Origin of the sequence: Flavobacterium eburneipallidum (genome assembly GCF_027111355.2) — a bacterium.
GTDB lineage: Bacteria > Bacteroidota > Bacteroidia > Flavobacteriales > Flavobacteriaceae > Flavobacterium > Flavobacterium eburneipallidum.
Window position 1 is genome coordinate 1437141 of record NZ_CP114291.2, and the last position, 18613, is coordinate 1455753.

Genomic DNA, 18613 nt, shown 5'->3' on the forward strand with positions numbered 1-18613 from the left:
AATTAATTTAATTTGAAGGCTACATACAGACTCAAACTGCTGTTTTTTCCATCTGGTACGGTATAAGTACTTCCGCCAACTGTTCTCTCTTTTCCGATGGTGGTTAGACCGTAGTTGTATCGAGCTCCAATGCCAATAGAGTCAAAATCCAATCCAATTCCGCCAGAAATTCCAGCATCAAATTTGTTGAAATCGTCGTTGTCATAGTTTTCTTCAAAGTCAAATGTACCACCACTGGACTCGTTTTTTATATTGGCATCAATTAAGTAAGCAAAATAAGGTCCTGCGTGAATGTTTAGGTTTTTAGTTAAATTTACTTTTACTAAAACAGGCACTTCTACGTAGTTTAGGTTGAATTTTGCTTTTCCTGATACAAACGCATTATCATAGGTTAACTCCGAACCTTTTCGACTGTACAAAACTTCAGGTTGAATAGCTATGAAACTGGTAATAGGCAATGTGGCATAAAAACCAGCATTGAAGCTAGGTAGTACATTATTATCATCTACATCATCGGTGTAAATGTTAGAAAGATTTAATCCTCCTTTGATACCAAATTGGGCATCAGTACCCGAATTGGTTTGTGCCTCAACAGCGGTGAATGATAATCCTGTCAAAGCAATTGCAGCTAAAATTTTGATTCTGTTTTTCATGGGGTTAATTTTTTAATTAATGATATAGTACAAAGATGCAACAGTACTTCATCTTTTATGTTACACTATAATTGTTGTGTTTTATATAATTCCCATTTTGGCGGAATTGAATTGATAATAATGGTTTAATTCTCTGAATAACAGTGTTCTGTAGAGATATTTATTAAAACATATTAGTCATATAAGTTGTTTATTTGAAAAAAAGCAAAGCCAAAAGTGCATTTAAGTAAAAGTAAATAACTTCATAGAGTATATTTTTTTTACTTATTTGTACTTTTTTCGACTAGGAAAAGTGTTTGTTGATTTTTACTTATATGACTTATATGTTTAAAATTAAATGCTGTTTATTTTAGGATATTGCTATAACAAAAAAACTCCCCGTAAATAGAGAAGTTTTTGTGTTTTATAAGGGAATGAAATTATTTTTCGAGTTGTTCTTTTTTGATGATTTCCAGTTCTACTGCTGCTTTTTGAAGGGTTTTTTCTTCAGAAACAATTTCTACGGTGTGTACTAAATCGGCAAATTTAGAAGGAACAATAGCACTCGAAAATTGTACAGCATAACTTTTGGCAAACTCGGCTCCAAAATAAAGGATAACCGATGAATAATAAACCCAAATCATTAATACGACAAAGGAACCTGCCGTTCCGTACACATTTTGAATATTGGAATTGGCAATATAAAAAGAGATTAAAAATTTACCAACCATAAACAAAATCGCAGTAGTGAAAGACGCTAATCGAACTTGTCTCCATTTAATTTCGGCATCGGGCAAAATGGTGAAAATAGCTCCGAATAAGGAGGAAATAATAATAAAAGTGATGAAGTTGTTTAGTACATAAACCACATAAAACAAGGTTTCAGGAAACCGAGCAAAGAGGCGGTCGCTCAAACCATCCATAATGGTAGAAATACCTAATGATACCAATAAAATAAATCCAAAACTACCAATAACACCAAAGGACAAAAGACGTGATTTAAGGTACAACCAAAATCCAGATTGTTTCTTGGGTTTGATACCCCAAATGGTATTAATAGAATCTTGAATTTCTGCAAAAACGGATGTAGCGCCTATAAACAAGGTTATTCCTCCTATGATTCCAGCTAGGTTTCCTTCTTTGGAAATGGATAAGTTTGTAATTATGGTTTGGATTTGTTCTGCACTTGATGGTCCAACAAAGTCTTTGATTTGATTGTAAATAGTTCCCTCGGTTACTTCTCTACCGCTGCCCCAAAACAAATCCGATAAATACAAAATAACCAAGAGTAAAGGTCCCATCGAAAACATAGTAGTATAAGACAAGGCAGCGCTCATCTTCATTACTTTATGTTCCAAAAAATTGTTCCCAGCATCTTTAAGCACATGGAATAAGGAAAGGAGATATTTTTTTAAATTTTTTATCATTATTGAAGGGCAATGTTCGTTTGAACGATGTGAATATTAGACTCAATTCTTTTTTTTGAATGAGCTGCAAATTGTATAAAATCATCGTTCTGTGCTGTCTTTTTTATTTGATCTAAAATGGTAGCCATATTTTTTATTTCCTTGTCTAACAAAGCAAAAAGATAAAGATTAGCCTTTTTATTTTTGAGCGAATCAGATTTGATGTTCAAATCATAAACTGCTCTGGGGATGATAATCAAGTTTTTTGCAGTCAATTTTCTCAATTCGGAATCTATTTTGTAATGATCTTTTTTTATTTTCAAAAGCAGTTGCAGGCTTTTTAAATCTTTAGTTCGATTGAAAAGAATAGTAGCTAAATCGATGGTTTTTTTATTGGATTCGTTCAAATTATCAATCAAATTAAAATCGATAGTAGATTCAGTTTGCAGCGATTTCTCTTCAAAAAAAGGTGTATAGATTTGCTTATCTCTGTTGTTGCAAGAAATAACCAAAAGAATTGCAAAAATCAGTATAAAACTGCAAAGGATGTATCGAGGTTTGGATAGCTTTTTCATGGCTTATTTTTGCTACAAAGTTCAAAAAATAAGCCTCAAAAAAATTATACTATTTTTTCTTAATCTTATAATATTACCATATTCAAATTATAAAATTTATGCAAGTGTTGGTGTCGGAACTGGCAGAAAAATAGTAAATGTAGCACCTTCGTTTGGTATGCTATTGGCAAAAATACAACCCTTGTGGTTTTCTACAATTTTTTTGCAAATGGCTAGACCAACCCCAGTTCCGTGGTATTCTGTTTTGCCATGAAGACGGTTGAATAGCAGAAATATTTTTTCGGCATGTTCTTGTTCAAAACCAATTCCGTTGTCGGTAAGGCTTATTTTGTAATATTTTTTCAAGCTTTTATCATTGAGTAGCACTTCCGTTTTGGCTATAATTTCCGTGCAATCAATCGTAATTATTGGAGGAATATTTTCTTTAGCATATTTCAATGAATTGCTCAATAGGTTCGTAAAAAGTTGTTGCATTTGAAAATGAATACCATTAATTTCTGGTAATTTGGCATAACTGACAATGGCTTTTTTATCTTCAATATTTTGTGATAATTCGCTCAAACTATCTTTTAGGACATCGTTTAAATTGGTTTCGACTAGATTTTTTTCAGAACGATTGGCTTTCGAATATTGCAACAAATCATTGATTAATACTCGCATTCTGTTGGATGCTCTTTCCATTCTCGACAAATATTCTTTGCCTGTTTCACTCATTTTTTCTTTATCTCTATCGTTAATTCTAGAGATGAAGGTTTGAATTTTTCGCAGTGGTTCTTGCAGGTCGTGGCTGGCTACTTGGTTAAATTCATTCAGTTCTTTGATGTGTTTTTCAAGTTCTAAATTTCTTTGTTTTAGTTGTAAACTTTTATTAAAATCCTCGGTTACATCTTGAGTAGTTCCAATCAAGCTTTGTACTCCTTTCAAATCGGTAAACGATTTTGCAATGGTTTTGAACTGTCTTATTTTGCCGTCTTTTCGAATGACTCTATAATTGATGGCAGGAATTTTCATAGATGTTGACGCTTTTTTAAAGGCATTATCAACGATGCTATGATCTTCTGGATGAACATTTTCTAATATGTTGTCAATACACGGTTCAAATGATTGAGGATCGCAGCCCATCAGTCTGAATTGATTGTCTGAATAAGTAAATTTTGAGGTGTTATAATCTAAAGTCCAACTGCCATATTTACCAAGAATTTCGGCTTGTTTGCTCGATTCATCAAATATTTTTAGTTGGTTGTTTACACCAATCAAATCTTGATAATTGCTTTTTAGGATTTCATTTTTGGTATGCTCATCTGTAACATCTCCTGTTACTCCTAAAACGGTTTTATTACCCAATGAATCTGTAAATAGCTTTCCTACAGATCTTAAAATTCGTACCTTTCCATCGGTTCTGATAATTCTGTAGTAGGAATGTGGTAAGTCTTCGTCTTCTATAATTTTTTCGAAAATAGTATTCACAATGTCAATATCTTCTGGATGAATGAATTTCATAAAATTGGCTTGTCCAGCTTCAAACGATTGAGGTTCTGTTCCTAAAATTCGATATAAATTATCCGAATAACTAATGATATTGGTATTCAAATTCCATTCCCAGGTACCAAATTCAGAAAGAATTTCGGCTTGATAGCTTAAGAATTGGGATTTGTTTAATTTGACATTGGCTAGTTGTACTTTCTGAATATCTTTTGTGGTTTGATAATAAGTAAATATCAAAAGTAAAAGCGTGATGAATAAAATGCCTAATGTTAAAATTGGTGTAAGGTATATTTGATTGTCATAGACCGAATTGCGTTGGCGTAAATTGGATTTTTCAATATGCACCATTTCGTTCAACTTGAACCGAATATCAATGAGTAGCATGCTACTTTCTCTAAAGTTTTTTTTGAAGTCGTAGTTTTTAGAGAGATCAATATTTTCATTTAGGTTCGAATATTGATCCATATATTCATACCTTTTAGTTATGATTTTATAAAGTGATTCTAGATTTTGCTGTTGTTTTGGGTTGTCGCTGGTGAGTTTTTTTAGTAGCAAAAATGACTGATTAGCGTTTTTTATATCATTCTGATAAGGTTCTAAATAGAGCTTATCTTTGGATATAAGATAACCTCTCATGTTGTTTTCAGAATCTTTGATATAGGAGAATAAATGTTCTAATTCTAAATTTACTTCATAGGTGTGCATGATTAATTTAGAAGCATTAGAAATATTTTTGATGTGTTTTACGGTAAGAATACCAATAAAAAACAGTATAAAAAGACTTATTATAAATATAATTTTATGATAAATAGAAGATTTATAGCTGTTGTTTTTCATAAAATTATAATTGAATTATAATCGAAGTAAAAAATTCTCTTTGTTTAAACCATTAGTATGATATTGCCAATTGATGATTACCACTTCAGATACTATTTTTTTTAATTCATTGAAATTACTTGGCTTTTTGATGTAAATATTAGCCCCTAAAACAAAAGTATCTTCTACATCTTGATCGGATGATGAGGTCGAATAAATGGCAATGGCAATATCTTTGAATTTGTCGTTTTGTTTGATTTCTTTCAAACAGTCAATTCCGTTGAGAATAGGCATATTCAAATCTAAAAAAATGATGTGAGGCAAGACCGTTTCGGGATGATTCAAATAATTTAATAATTCTCGTCCATTATTTACGGTGTTGACAACTGTGTTTATTTTTAACTCCTCAAAGGCATCGGTAAAAAACAATCTGTCGTCTTCATCGTCGTCTGCCAATGTAATAAGTGTGAAATCTTGTTGCATATTTTTTTAGTTTTAATTGGTAATTTCTCTCCGTCTTTTGATAATTCTTTGAAAGGCTGAAGGCGTAATACCCGTAGTGTTCTTGAACTGCGAACTTAAATGTGCAACACTGGAATAATTTAGCTTAAAGGCTATTTCTGTTAAAGATAGTTGATTGTTGATAATGAGTTGTTTGGTGTATTCTATTTTTTGAAGAATGATAAAATTTTCGATAGAAGTGTAAGTTACTTCAGAAAAAAGGTTGGACAAATACCCATAAGTACGATCGAGTTTTTCAGCCAAATAGACCGAACTTTTTACATTCAAACTCGTTTCGTCATTAAAAACCATATCTACAATAGCGTCTTTTATTTTTTGAATCATAACTGTTTTTTGGTTTTCAACAATTTCAATTCCATAAGGCCGTAATGATTCTGTAAATAAACGGAGTTTGTCTTTTGGAACAATTTCTAAAAAATCGACTTCGCCAAAACCTAAAATTCTATGTTTTATTTGGAACTCTTCCAGTTTTTCGGAGAGTATTTTTTTGCAAACGGTGTTGAAATCAAATTTAATAAATACCCTCATAATGCTAGTTTATTTGGCTACTAAAGTAATAAAAAAAAGGAGATGATTCGTTTCATGAACAAAATCAAACACATATTTAACGTAATTATTAATGTAAAATTGCTGTTTTTTTTGGGAAATAAGCTTTCGGTTTGGAAGTCAGTGTATTGCTTATGCTTTTAGTTTTTGAATTCTTATTTTATTCCAAATTTTAAGTCGGTTTTTGGCTTTATTACTAAAATATTTTTCTTTTGCCTCGCCCAATAAAAAACCTAGAGATTCCATATTTTCAGAATGGTCAAAAAGTACTTTTAAAGAAGCAGTTACTGGCAACGCTAAAATCATTCCAGGAATTCCCCAAAGCATTGAGAATAAAATAATAGATAGGATAGAAACAAAGGCATTTAATGAAATTTTAGAACCTGTAATTTTTGGGGTTATAAAATTGCCCTCCAAGAATTGAATGAACCCAAATACGCCAATAACCCCAACCGAATACCAATAGGAATCCTTTGTTGCTAAAGCAATCAATGCTGGTAAAATAGATCCAATAATAATACCAATGTAAGGTATTAGCAATAGCAAAGCACCAAAAAAGCCAAAGAAAAAAGCATAATCTACGCCTAAAAGAAGCAATCCTATGCTGTTAAGAATACCAACAATAAGCATTACGGTTATCAATCCTAGCAGGTAATTTTGTTGCACTTTATAGAGTTCGCCCAAAATTAATCTCATTTTGGTTTTGCTACAAGTTCGTACGGTGGCTTTATATATAAAACTGACCAAAAAATTGCGATACAATAAAAATAAAAACATATACAAAGGTGATAAAACAAAATCGCCCAAAATACTGCCCGAAGTAGCAATGAAATCGAAAATTCCAGTTGAGTTTTGCTTGGCTATTTCTTCGATTTTCAATTCCTTACTTCCCATAATAGCATTTCGGTCAATGCCCGTAGATTTTTCGGTTTGAGTTAGCAACGGACTTATTTTTTGTTCAATTTGATCGTAATATTGGTCACTTTTACTCACCATTTCTTGAAATTGGAAACCAATCAATACAAAAACAGCAAAAATAACTGCCGAAAAAATAGTGATGGCAATGCTGATGGAAACAATTCGATTCCAGCACAATCGGGTTTCAAAATAGTGTACGATTGGATAAATTAAAACACTTAATATGATGGCAAAAAATAAAGGAATCAAAAAGTCTTGTAACATATAGGCAATGAATACAAGCGAAATGAAGGCCAATAAGTCAAGAGCAATATGGTTTTTTGAGTTTGTTGTATCCATAAAATAGTTGTTTTAAAGTATATGTTTTAAATAAAGAAATGTCTGTAGCAATTAATAACTGCTAGGAATTAGAAGTTAATAAATACGTACAGACAGCTCTAGTTTTTAAGAAAATAACGAATTACAATTCAGCAATCCATTTTGTGATTTCGTCTTTGGTTTTTCCAATTTTCTTTTGGATTTTACCATACATTTCGTCTTCTTTTCCTTCTTCATACAATAAATCGTCGTCGGTTAGATCGGCATATTTTTGTTTCAATTTTCCTTTAATCTCGTTCCAGTTTCCTTTGATTTCTGTAGTGTTCATGATATTGTATTTTAAAGGTTTATATTATTTGTTCTAATGTCTTTTACAAAGATATTGTGACCTTGATCAAAAGGTATTACACAATTTTTTAGGATTGTTGTAAAATTTCAAGTTTATTGGTTTCAAGTTTGTAAATTTGCCACACAACAAAATTTCATAATGACAACACAACAACTTTACGACCAAATCAAAATCAAAAAATCATTCCTTTGCGTAGGATTAGACGTTGATTTGACTAAAATTCCACAACATTTATTAAAACTCGAAGACCCAATTTTCGAATTCAATAAAGCCATAATTGATGCCACATACGATTTGGCAGTTTCTTATAAACCCAACACCGCTTTTTACGAAGCTTATGGAATAAAAGGTTGGCAGTCATTAGAAAAAACAATTAATTACATCAACGAAAAATATCCCGAAATTTTCACAATCGCCGATGCCAAAAGAGGTGATATAGGCAATACCTCCTCCATGTATGCCAAAGCTTTTTTTGAAGATTTGAATTTTGATAGCGTAACAGTTGCACCTTATATGGGTAAAGATTCGGTAGAACCTTTTCTGGCTTTCGAAAATAAACATACTATTATGTTAGCTTTAACGTCAAATGAAGGCGCTTTTGATTTTCAAACTCTAAATATTGACGGAAAAGAATTGTACAAACAAGTATTGGAAACTTCCAAAAACTGGAAAAATTCCAATAATCTAATGTATGTGGTTGGTGCTACCAAAGCGGAATATTTTACAGAAATTCGAAAAATTGTTCCCGATAGTTTTTTATTAGTTCCTGGCGTTGGCGCACAAGGGGGAAGCCTTTCTGACGTGTGCAAATACGGAATGAATGCCAATGTTGGCTTGTTGATTAATTCGTCAAGAGGAATTATTTATGCTTCAAATGGAACTGATTTTGCCGAAAAAGCAAGAGAAGAAGCCTTGAAAATACAACAAGAAATGGAAGCAATTTTACTTCAAGTGTAAGTTTCGGTTCGAACAATTTGAAATTTAACTTGAAACAAAAAAATGATAAACTTCACCTTATATGAAAATCAAAACAGTAATCAGTGGGTGACATTTGTCCACGGTGCAGGAGGTAGTTCGTCTATTTGGTTCAAGCAAATTCGGGATTTCAAAAAAGACTATAATGTGTTATTGTTGGACTTGCGAGGACACGGTAATTCTAAACCAAGTTTGAAAAAAGCTTTTCAAAAAAAATACACTTTTGAGTCGATCGCTAAAGATGTTATAGAAGTTATTGACCATCTCAAAATTAAAAAATCACATTTTGTAGGCATTTCTCTAGGTACGATTATAATTCGGCAATTGGCAGAAATGCAGCCCGATCGTGTACAAAGTATGATTTTGGGTGGAGCTATTCTGAAAATGAATTTTCGTTCTCAAATTTTGATGAAACTCGGCAATATTTTCAAATATGTTTTGCCTTATTTGGTTTTGTATCGTTTTTTTGCTTTTGTGATTATGCCCAAAAAAAATCACAAACAATCTCGCTTACTTTTTATCAACGAAGCCAAAAAGTTGTACCAAAAAGAATTCATAAAATGGTTCAAACTTACCGCCGAAATCAATCCGCTCTTAAGATGGTTCCGACAAGTAGAATTGAATATCCCCACGCTTTATGTCATGGGGCAAGAAGATTATATGTTTTTACCATCTGTTAGATTAGTGGTTCAAAAACATCAAAAATCAGCTCAATTATTTGTCATTGAAAAATGCGGTCACGTAGTCAATGTAGAGCAACCTGTGGTTTTTAATGCAGAAGTCTTGTCTTTTATGAATACTATAAAATAAAAAAAACCGACATCCTAAAACGTCGGTATTTTTTTAACTAACCAAAACCAAAATAATAAATAACCAGTTTATTACATTGCAAAGATGAAACAGTTTTCGAGTTATTGCTGTTAATGATTTGTTATTAGTTTGTTGGGTATAAGTTAAGATTTTGCTTTTACTGAAAATTGTGCAAAAAAAATAGTTGCTAAAAAAAGGGCATAAAAAAACCGACACCCTGAAAAATGTCGGTAAACTTATAACTAACCAAAACCAAAATAATAAATAACTAGTTTATTATTGTTTTACAAATGTCGGAAAGAAAGAACTGTAGGTCTGTTAATATTCTGTTATTAGTTTGTTGTAAATAGGTTAAGATTTATCTATTGAATTTTAATTAAGTATAGTTTTTGGTTATTAAAGTATAATTACAATCAGTTTTGTTTATGAATATCGTAAATATAAGTTCGTATATTTGATAAAACATTAAAAAACAGCAAAATGGAATCGAATAAAAAATTAACTACCGCTACAGGAACACCTGTTCCAGACAATCAGAACACTCAAACTGCAGGCTCACGTGGTCCGCTTTTAATGCAAGATTTTTGGTTTTTAGAAAAAATGGCACATTTTGATCGGGAGGTAATTCCAGAAAGAAGAATGCATGCCAAAGGTTCAGGAGCTTACGGAACTTTTACAGTAACACACGATATTACAAAATATACAAAAGCTGACATATTCTCTGAAATTGGAAAGAAAACAGAAATGTTTGTCCGTTTCTCAACCGTAGCAGGCGAAAGAGGTGCTGCCGATGCCGAAAGAGATATTCGTGGTTTTGCTATGAAATTTTATACCAATCAAGGCAATTGGGATTTGGTTGGAAACAATACGCCTGTATTTTTCCTTCGTGATCCAATGAAATTTCCAGATTTGAATCATGCCGTAAAACGTGATCCCAAAACTAATTTGAGAAGTGCCGATAACAACTGGGATTTTTGGACTTTACTGCCAGAAGCTTTGCACCAAATTACCATTGTAATGAGTGATAGAGGAATTCCAAAATCTTACAGACAAATGCACGGATTTGGTAGTCATACTTTTAGTTTTATTAATGCTCAAAACGAAAGACATTGGGTAAAATTTCACCTAGTTTCTCAACAAGGAATCGAAAATTTATCCGATGAAGAAGCAGCTCAATTAGTGGGTAACGACAGAGAAAGCCATCAAAGAGATTTGTTTGATGCTATTGAAGAAGGCAATTTCCCGAAATGGAAAATGTTTGTGCAAATCATGAGTGAAGAACAAGCTAATACTTATCAATTTCATCCTTTCGATTTAACTAAAGTTTGGTTAAAAAAGGATTTTCCACTAATTCCTGTTGGTGAATTTGAATTGAATAAAAATCCAGAAAATTATTTTGCCGAAGTAGAACAAGCTGCTTTTAATCCAGCTAATATTGTTCCAGGTATTGGTTTTTCTCCAGACAAAATGCTACAAGGTCGTTTGTTTTCTTATGGCGATGCACACCGTTATCGTTTGGGAGTTAATAATTATCAAATTCCTGTAAATGCTTCTAGATGTCCGTATCATAGTTTCCACAGAGATGGAGCCATGCGTGTAGATGGTAATTATGGAGCAACAAAAGGCTATGAACCCAATAGTTTTGGCGAATGGAAAGAACAACCAGAACACAAAGAGCCGCCATTGGCACTTCACGGTGATGCGTATGCACACAATTTTAGAGAAGACGATTCGGATTATTTTACACAACCCGGTTTGTTATTCCGTTTATTGACCGAAGAGAAAAAACAATTGTTGTTCAAAAACACTGCTGGACAAGTAGGAGGAGCGCAAAAGTTTATTCAGGTGCGTCACATTAGAAATTGCTACAAAGCTGATCCTGCTTATGGCGAAGGTGTTGCCAATGCTTTAGGAATGACCATAGATGAAGTAAATAATTTTTCAGACCCAAGATTATTGATTGAATTATAATTTTAAAATTATTTCTAAACAAACAAACCCGATAGTTGAAAAGCTATCGGGTTTGTTGTTTTGTTTAAAGATGGATTAAGAAAAAACTACCGTTTTATTATCATATACCATCGTTTTGTGTTCGGCGTGGAGTTTTATGGCTCTTGCCAAAACCATACGCTCTAAATCGCGTCCTTTCATAATAAAATCTTCTATGGAGTGACTGTGCGAAACACGAGAAATATCTTGCTCGATAATTGGTCCTTCGTCCAAGCCTTCGGTTACATAATGACTCGTAGCACCAATAATTTTTACCCCACGTTTAAAAGCCGAATGATACGGTTTGGCTCCAGGAAATGCTGGTAAAAACGAATGATGAATGTTGATGATTTTGTTTCTGTATTGGGCAATTAAATTTGGAGTTATAATTTGCATATAACGAGCCAAAACAATAAAATCAATGTCATATTGTTCTAATAAATCCAATTGTGCTTTTTCGCCTTCTTCTTTGATATCTTTGGTAAACGGAACATAATGAAACGGAATCGAAAAACGTTCGGCAACGGATTTCAAATCTTCGTGATTGCTAATAATTACAGGAATTTCTAATGGTAATTCGCCTGCACTGTAACGTCCTAAAATATCGTACAAGCAATGATCGTATTTAGAAACGAATAATGCCATTTTAGGTTTTTCTTCTTGGGTATAAAGTTCCCAAGATAACTTTAACGGATTTCCTAAACGGGTTTCAAAATCGATTTTTAAGGCTTCAATATCCCAGTTTTTGGAGCTAAATTCACATTCCAAACGCATGAAAAAAACATTTTCGTCGGCATCAACGTGTTGGTCTAGATAAATGATATTTCCATCAATAGAAGCGATATAATTGGTAACCGAAGCTATAATTGCTTTTTGATCTTCACAATGGATAAGTATGGTAATCTTTTGCATAATTTAAAATTATTTTTTGTCTTGCATTGCAAACACTTTTTGCAACAAAGTAGAAGTTCTTGAACTCAAGTTGGTTCTAATATCTTTTTCTTCAACGGCTATCATTTTAAAAACACCTGCCAATGCTTGATTGGTGGTGTAATCCGTCAAATCTGGATTTACTTTTTTTACAAATGGAATCGTATTGTATTTGGTGATAATATTTGCCCAAACCTTATCGGCTCCGACTTTGGTAAACGAATTTTTTATTACAGGATTGAATTTTGCATACAAAGCCGTTGAAGTCGAGTTTTGTAAATAATTGGTAGCCGAATTATCACTTCCCATCAAAATGGTTTTAGCATCGGTAAAAGACATATTTCTCACTGCACCAACAAATATAGGAGTCGCTTCTTTTACAGCATCTTCGGCAGCACGATTCAATACTTTTATGCCTTCGTCGGCCAAGGAACCCAATCCAATTTTTCTTAAACCTGAATCTACTTTTTTCAATTCTTCCGGTAGAAGTATTTTTACGGCTTCGTTTCTGTAAAATCCATCAGTTGCAGTTAATTTGCTAACTTGGTCAGAGATTCCTTTGTTCAAGGCTTCTTTTAATCCTCCTGCAATATCTAATCCTCCTATACTTTGTGTTTGCGGAAGTTGATTCATAACTTGTTGCATTTCGGCACAACCGAATAGTGGAAGAAGTAGTAGTGTGAATACGATTTTTTTCATTTCAATTTAGTTTTCTTTTTTTGAAAGAGGTTTTGGGTCAAAAATACTATTTATTCAATAATAAAGCTATGTTTTTTATGGAACAAAATGGGTATTTGAAACTGTTTTTAGAGCTGAATAAGATTTTAATTGAATTATTCTTAATATTATATTAGATTTTTTCCTTTTGGTGGAAAGGGTTTTAAGATGCTTTTTAAATTATTTTCAATAAGTTTTGTTAAAATAGATACTTTTGGTTTGGTTTTTGGAATAAACAACAAGAACCCATAAAAAAATAAATTATGAAAAAGATAATGATACTTTTAGCAGTAGTTGGAATGTTTAGTTTTCAAGGATGTACAACTAGTGATGATTTTGATGAGGATACAATAAGCGAGGTTTTTGAATTAAAAAATATCGATTTTGATTACAATGTTGATGATGGATTTAATATTTTTCAGACACTGACACCCAATATTTTTTCATCGGATGTTGTTTTGATTTATAGATTGTCTGGTACGATTGATTCCAATACTCCAATTTGGCAACTGATTCCTCGAACTATTTATTTGAGCAATGGTAGAGAGTTGGATTATGATTTTGATTTTAGTAAAGAAGATTTTACTATTTATGCAAGAGGTAATTATAACTTAGAATTAACACCAGAATATTTAGACGATCAAACTTTTAGAATTGTAATTGTACCAGGAAGTTTTTCAACTTCAATTAATAAAAACAATTACAACGAAGTAATTTCAGCTTTGAAGATTAAAGAAAATCAAATTCAAAAGATTAATTTCTAAATCATTTTAGAGGATATTAAAAAAGGAAATCGAGAGATTTCCTTTTTTAATGCTTCAACCTTTCTATTTTTCTAATGGTCTTTTTTATTCATTTTTAATGAAACTAAAATTCCTGCCAATAGTGAAACTGCAATAAAGGCTAACGAACCCCATTCAGGAATTTCAACATAATCGTGTGCCAGCATTTTGAATCCTACAAAAGTCAGAATAGCAATCAAGCTGTATTCTAAATAGCTGAATTTTTCTAACATATTGGCCAAGAAAAAATACATCGAACGCAATCCTAGAATGGCAAAAATGTTAGAACTGAATACTAAAAACGGGTCAGACGTAATGGCTAAAATAGCAGGAACACTATCCAAGGCAAAGATAACATCCATAACTTCTATTACTATTAGTGCTACGAATAAAGGTGTTGCGGCTTTTTTAGCAGTTTTTGTTGTGATGAAAAATTTCTGATGATCCATTTCAGTAGTAATTGGAATTATTTTTCCAAGTAACTTGTAAATCATTGAATCTTTTGGGTGAAAATCGTCTTCCTCTTTAGTGAATAGCATTTTTGCAGCTGTAAAAATCAAGAAAGCGCCAAATATATAGGTCGTCCAGCTGAATTTGTTGATAAGTAAAACCCCAAAATAAATCATCAATCCTCTAAATACGATGGCACCTAATATGCCCCAAAACAAAACACGATGTTGGTATTTTTGAGGAATTTTGAAAGAAGAAAAAATAATAGCAATGACAAAAATGTTATCTACACTCAAAGATAATTCTATTAAATACCCAGTAAGGTATTTTATGGCTGCGGTTGTAGGCTTTAAACCATCTGGATTTGCAATATAATTGTTGCTGTAAAGAAAGTAAATTACTCCAGAAAAGAGAAAAGAAATGGTTACAAATATTCCAGTCCATTTGCCAGCTTCTTTACTGCTAATAATGTGCGGTGTTTTATTGAAAACCCCTAAATCTAGTGCCAAAAATAGCATTATAGCCGATAAAAATAGAATCCAGACAATCATAATTTTTTAATTTATAGTTAAGCAAAGATACTTTTTGATTGTGTAAGTTTTAAACTTATTCTAAAATAAAGTTTGGTAAAATTGGGGTATAAAAAAAGTGCCTCCATTGCTGAAGGCACTTTATTATAATCGAATTAGAACTACAATGCTGACTTAACAGTTTTGATAATTCTTGCAGCAATTTTGTATGGGTCACCGTTAGAAGCTGGTCTTCTATCTTCCAACCATCCTTTGTATCCTTTTTGAACAGCGATAAGTGGAATACGGATAGAACATCCTCTATCAGAAACTCCCCAAGAGAAATCGTGGATAGATGCAGTTTCGTGTTTACCAGTCAAACGTTGGTCATTATAAGCTCCGTAAACAGCAATGTGTTCAGCAGTTACAGGACGGAAAGCTTCACAAATTTTTGCATAAACTTCTTTGTCTCCACATGTTCTCAATGCGGTATTAGAGAAGTTAGCGTGCATACCTGAACCATTCCAATCCATATCTTTTCCAAGTGGTTTTGGGTGGTAATCAATGTAGTAACCATATTTTTCAGTCAAACGATCTAATAAATATCTTGCAACCCAGATTTCGTCTCCTGCTTTTTTAGCTCCTTTTGCAAACAATTGGAATTCCCATTGTCCACATGCAACTTCTTGATTTATACCTTCAAAATTGATTCCAGCAGCAATACATAAATCGGCATGTTCTTCAACTAATTTTCTTCCGTGAGTGTTTTTTCCACCAACTGAACAATAGTACATACCTTGTGGCGCAGGGTATCCACCTACAGGGAATCCTAAAGGTAATTGAGTTTTAGTATCCATGATAAAGTATTCTTGCTCAAAACCAAACCAGAAATCATCATCTTCATCATCAATAGTTGCTCTACCGTTTGAAGAGTGTGGCGTTCCATCAGCATTCATAACTTCACACATTACTAAATATCCATTGATACGAGTTGGATCTGGATAAATAGCTACAGGTACTAATGAACAGTCAGAAGAACCGCCTTCTGCTTGTCTGGTTGATGAACCATCAAAAGACCAATTTCCAAGTTCTTCTAAAGTTCCTTGAAAATTTTCGTGCTCTTCAACTTTAGTTTTACTTCTAAGATTTTGTGTTGGTTCGTAACCATCTAACCAAAGGTACTCTAATTTAATTTTAGCCATGATATTAAAATATATAAATTAATTTTTTTTGATATTCTGTTGCAAATATATATTAATTAACACAAGGGTAAAAATAGAGGGGTATTTTTTATTTAATAGAATGTTATTTTTCGCAAAATAGTAATTTATAGGGGGTATAACTATAAAATTGCGATTTATAGAGGGTATAAAAATTAAATTCGTAATATGTTCTTTTTCAAGAATAATAAATAGTTAAGGTTTTTATTGCTAATAAAAGGATTCTATTTATTTTGAAATAAGTTGGTTAATTTTTTTTCCATTTTGTTGAGGATTGTTCTTTATAGTTTCAAATTTTTTAATGTTATGAAATTGTAATTTGTTAAATAGGTGTTCTTTCTTGTTATATTTTTTACATTTGTGTTCAACACTATTAATTTATAAAAAACGATTATTATGTCAACATTACGTTTTCAAGCTTTGAAAGAAGCTTCCTCTCGAAAAACGGTACCATTTGAAGAAGCCGATAGAAAATCAACTATTTTTGGTTCTAATGTATTCAACGAAAAAGCCATGAAGCAGTATTTGACTTCCGATGCTTTAAAAGGAGTTCAGGGTGCAATTCAATACGGTACTAAAATTGACAGAAAATTAGCTGATTATATTGCAATGGGAATGAAAGAGTGGGCTTTGTCAAAAGGTGTAACACATTATACCCATTGGTTTCAGCCGCTTACAGGAACCACAGCCGAAAAGCATGATGCTTTTTTTGAAACTTTTTTTGATGGTAGTGATCCAGTTGAAAAATTTGGTGGCGGACAATTAGTTCAGCAAGAACCTGATGCTTCCAGTTTTCCAAATGGCGGAATCAGAAATACTTTTGAAGCAAGAGGTTATACGGCTTGGGATCCAACATCTCCGGCGTTTATATACGGAACCACTTTATGTATTCCAACGGTTTTTATCTCTTATACAGGTGAAGCTTTGGATAACAAAATTCCATTATTGAGAGCTTTGTCAGCAATTGACGAAGCAGCAACCGAAGTATGTAAATATTTCGATAAAAATGTAAAAAAAGTTACTGCGACTTTAGGTTGGGAACAGGAATATTTTTTGGTTGACAGCGCTTTGGCCAATTCCCGTCCTGATTTGATTATGACAGGAAGAACTTTGTTAGGACATACTTCTGCGAAAGGGCAACAGTTAGATGACCATTATTTTGGGTCAATTCCAACTCGTGCATTGACTTATATGAGAGATTTGGAACAAGAATGTATGTTGCTTGGAATTCCAGTGAAAACCCGTCATAATGAAGTAGCTCCAAACCAATTTGAATTAGCACCAATTTTCGAAGAAACAAATTTAGCGGTTGATCACAACTGTTTGTTGATGGATGTGATGCAAAAAGTGGCAGAACGTCACGATTTTAAAGTTTTATTCCACGAAAAACCATTCAAAGGAGTGAACGGTTCCGGAAAACACAACAACTGGTCATTGGCAACAGATACTGGAGTTAACTTGTTGAGTCCGAGTAAAACGCCAATGAGTAATTTACAATTTTTAGCTTTCTTTATCAATACCATTAAAGCGGTAAATGATTATGAATCTTTATTGAGAGGTGCAATCGCAACAGCAAGTAATGACCATCGTTTAGGAGCCAATGAAGCACCGCCAGCTATTATTTCGGTGTTTATTGGAGAGCAATTGACTAAAGTTTTAGACGAATTAGAAGGGGTAACCAAAGGGAAACTGTCACCAGAAGAAAAAACTGATTTGAAATTAAATGTAGTTGGTAAAATTCCTGATGTTCTTTTGGATAATACCGACAGAAACAGAACTTCACCATTTGCCTTTACAGGAAATAAATTCGAATTCAGAGCGGTGGGTTCTTCTGCCAACTGTTCGAATGCGATGACAACTTTGAATACTATCGTTGCCAAACAGTTGAAAGATTTTAAAGTGGAAGTAGATGCTTTGATTGATACCAAAGGTTTGAAAAAAGACGAAGCGATTTTCAATGTGTTGAGAGAATATATTAAACTTTCTAAAAAAATCCTTTTCGAAGGCGACGGTTACAGCGAAGCCTGGGAAAAAGAAGCCGAAAAAAGAGGTTTGAGCAATCACAAAACGACTCCCGAAGCCTTAAAAGCCAGAGCGTCAAAACAAGCGTTGGATTTATTTTCAGAAATGGGAATTATGAACCACGTGGAAGTGGAAGCCCGTTACGAAATTGAGTTGGAAGAATACACCAAGAAAATCCAGATTGAAGGCAGAGTTTTAGGCGATTTGTCTCAAAACCATATCATTCCAACGGCTATTCGTTACCAAAATACGTTGATTGAAAACGTAAAAGGGTTGAAAGAAATCTTTGGTGATGAATTCAAAACATTGGCCAAGGAACAAATTATTCTAATCAGAGAAGTTTCCGGACATATCGAAGGAATAAATTCTAAAGTAGAGGCTATGACCAATGAAAGAAAGAAAGCCAATAATTTAGAGAATGCTCAAGCTATGGCAGAAGCCTATTGCAATAAAGTAAAACCCTATTTCGAGCAAATCAGAAATCACTGTGATAAATTAGAATTATTAGTAGATGATGAAACTTGGACATTAACTAAATACAGAGAATTGTTGCTTACAAAATAAGACCTATTCACTTTTAGTAAAATGCCTTTCCAGTTTTGGAGAGGCATTTTTTTGTCAAATTAAACAAAAAATCTGTGC

17 protein-coding genes are annotated in these 18613 nt (G+C 32.8%); 5 read left to right on the forward strand and 12 right to left on the reverse strand.

Translation table 11 applies throughout. From position 1 onward, the window contains the following. Positions 1-2: 2 nt before the first annotated feature. The 8 genes from OZP15_RS05980 to OZP15_RS06015 form a co-directional block, all read right to left on the reverse strand. Positions 3-653, reverse strand: a complete 651-nt coding sequence (locus OZP15_RS05980; protein WP_269227566.1) for a porin family protein — start codon at positions 651-653, stop codon at positions 3-5. A gap of 419 nt (positions 654-1072) precedes the next feature. Next, positions 1073-2059: a YihY/virulence factor BrkB family protein gene (locus OZP15_RS05985; protein WP_281337272.1), complete on the reverse strand. Its 987-nt coding sequence runs from the start codon at positions 2057-2059 to the stop codon at positions 1073-1075. After that, positions 2059-2613, reverse strand: a complete 555-nt coding sequence (locus OZP15_RS05990) for a hypothetical protein (protein ID WP_281337273.1) — start codon at positions 2611-2613, stop codon at positions 2059-2061. The genes OZP15_RS05985 and OZP15_RS05990 overlap by 1 nt, the downstream gene beginning before the upstream one ends. Positions 2614-2709: 96 nt before the next feature. Then, positions 2710-4935, reverse strand: coding sequence for a PAS domain-containing protein (locus OZP15_RS05995; protein WP_281337274.1), 2226 nt, complete (start codon positions 4933-4935; stop codon positions 2710-2712). Between the two features lie 15 nt (positions 4936-4950). Next, a complete protein-coding gene (locus OZP15_RS06000) occupies positions 4951-5397 on the reverse strand; it encodes a response regulator (protein ID WP_269227571.1) in 447 nt (148 codons plus the stop codon). A 12-nt stretch (positions 5398-5409) separates the two neighbouring features. Then, entirely contained in the window at positions 5410-5964 is a 555-nt protein-coding gene (locus OZP15_RS06005) for a helix-turn-helix domain-containing protein (protein WP_269227572.1), read from the reverse strand. 150 nt (positions 5965-6114) lie between these two features. Beyond that, entirely contained in the window at positions 6115-7239 is a 1125-nt protein-coding gene (locus OZP15_RS06010) for an AI-2E family transporter (RefSeq protein WP_269227573.1), read from the reverse strand. 121 nt (positions 7240-7360) lie between these two features. After that, a complete protein-coding gene (locus tag OZP15_RS06015) occupies positions 7361-7546 on the reverse strand; it encodes a CsbD family protein (protein ID WP_269227574.1) in 186 nt (61 codons plus the stop codon). 159 nt (positions 7547-7705) lie between these two features. On the opposite strand from OZP15_RS06015, the gene pyrF reads away from it, so the two are divergent. The 3 genes from pyrF (at position 7706) to OZP15_RS06030 (ending at position 11323) form a co-directional block, all read left to right on the forward strand. Next, complete coding sequence (pyrF, locus tag OZP15_RS06020; RefSeq protein ID WP_281337275.1) at positions 7706-8524, forward strand: orotidine-5'-phosphate decarboxylase; 819 nt, start codon at positions 7706-7708, stop codon at positions 8522-8524. A 42-nt stretch (positions 8525-8566) separates the two neighbouring features. Beyond that, positions 8567-9352, forward strand: coding sequence for an alpha/beta fold hydrolase (locus OZP15_RS06025; RefSeq protein ID WP_281337276.1), 786 nt, complete (start codon positions 8567-8569; stop codon positions 9350-9352). Positions 9353-9832: 480 nt separating this feature from the next. Then, positions 9833-11323: a catalase gene (locus OZP15_RS06030; RefSeq protein WP_269227575.1), complete on the forward strand. Its 1491-nt coding sequence runs from the start codon at positions 9833-9835 to the stop codon at positions 11321-11323. 75 nt (positions 11324-11398) lie between these two features. Here OZP15_RS06030 and purU read toward each other — a convergent pair whose 3' ends face one another. Together purU and OZP15_RS06040 are read right to left on the reverse strand one after the other, a co-directional pair. Continuing rightward, positions 11399-12253, reverse strand: coding sequence for a formyltetrahydrofolate deformylase (gene purU, locus OZP15_RS06035; protein WP_269227576.1), 855 nt, complete (start codon positions 12251-12253; stop codon positions 11399-11401). Between the two features lie 9 nt (positions 12254-12262). Then, positions 12263-12970 (reverse strand): DUF4197 domain-containing protein, encoded by a 708-nt coding sequence (locus OZP15_RS06040; protein ID WP_281337277.1) that lies wholly within the window; start codon positions 12968-12970, stop codon positions 12263-12265. 281 nt (positions 12971-13251) lie between these two features. Between OZP15_RS06040 and OZP15_RS06045 the strand changes: the two genes are divergently transcribed. Next, positions 13252-13752: a hypothetical protein gene (locus OZP15_RS06045; protein WP_269227577.1), complete on the forward strand. Its 501-nt coding sequence runs from the start codon at positions 13252-13254 to the stop codon at positions 13750-13752. A gap of 71 nt (positions 13753-13823) precedes the next feature. Here OZP15_RS06045 and OZP15_RS06050 read toward each other — a convergent pair whose 3' ends face one another. Continuing rightward, positions 13824-14771, reverse strand: coding sequence for a TerC/Alx family metal homeostasis membrane protein (locus OZP15_RS06050; protein WP_281337278.1), 948 nt, complete (start codon positions 14769-14771; stop codon positions 13824-13826). 140 nt (positions 14772-14911) lie between these two features. Next, on the reverse strand, positions 14912-15931 hold the full coding sequence (locus OZP15_RS06055) for a glutamine synthetase beta-grasp domain-containing protein (protein ID WP_281337279.1): 1020 nt from the start codon (positions 15929-15931) through the stop codon (positions 14912-14914). Positions 15932-16345: 414 nt separating this feature from the next. On the opposite strand from OZP15_RS06055, the gene OZP15_RS06060 reads away from it, so the two are divergent. Then, entirely contained in the window at positions 16346-18535 is a 2190-nt protein-coding gene (locus OZP15_RS06060) for a glutamine synthetase III family protein (protein WP_281337280.1), read from the forward strand. The last annotated feature ends 78 nt before the right edge of the window (positions 18536-18613 follow it).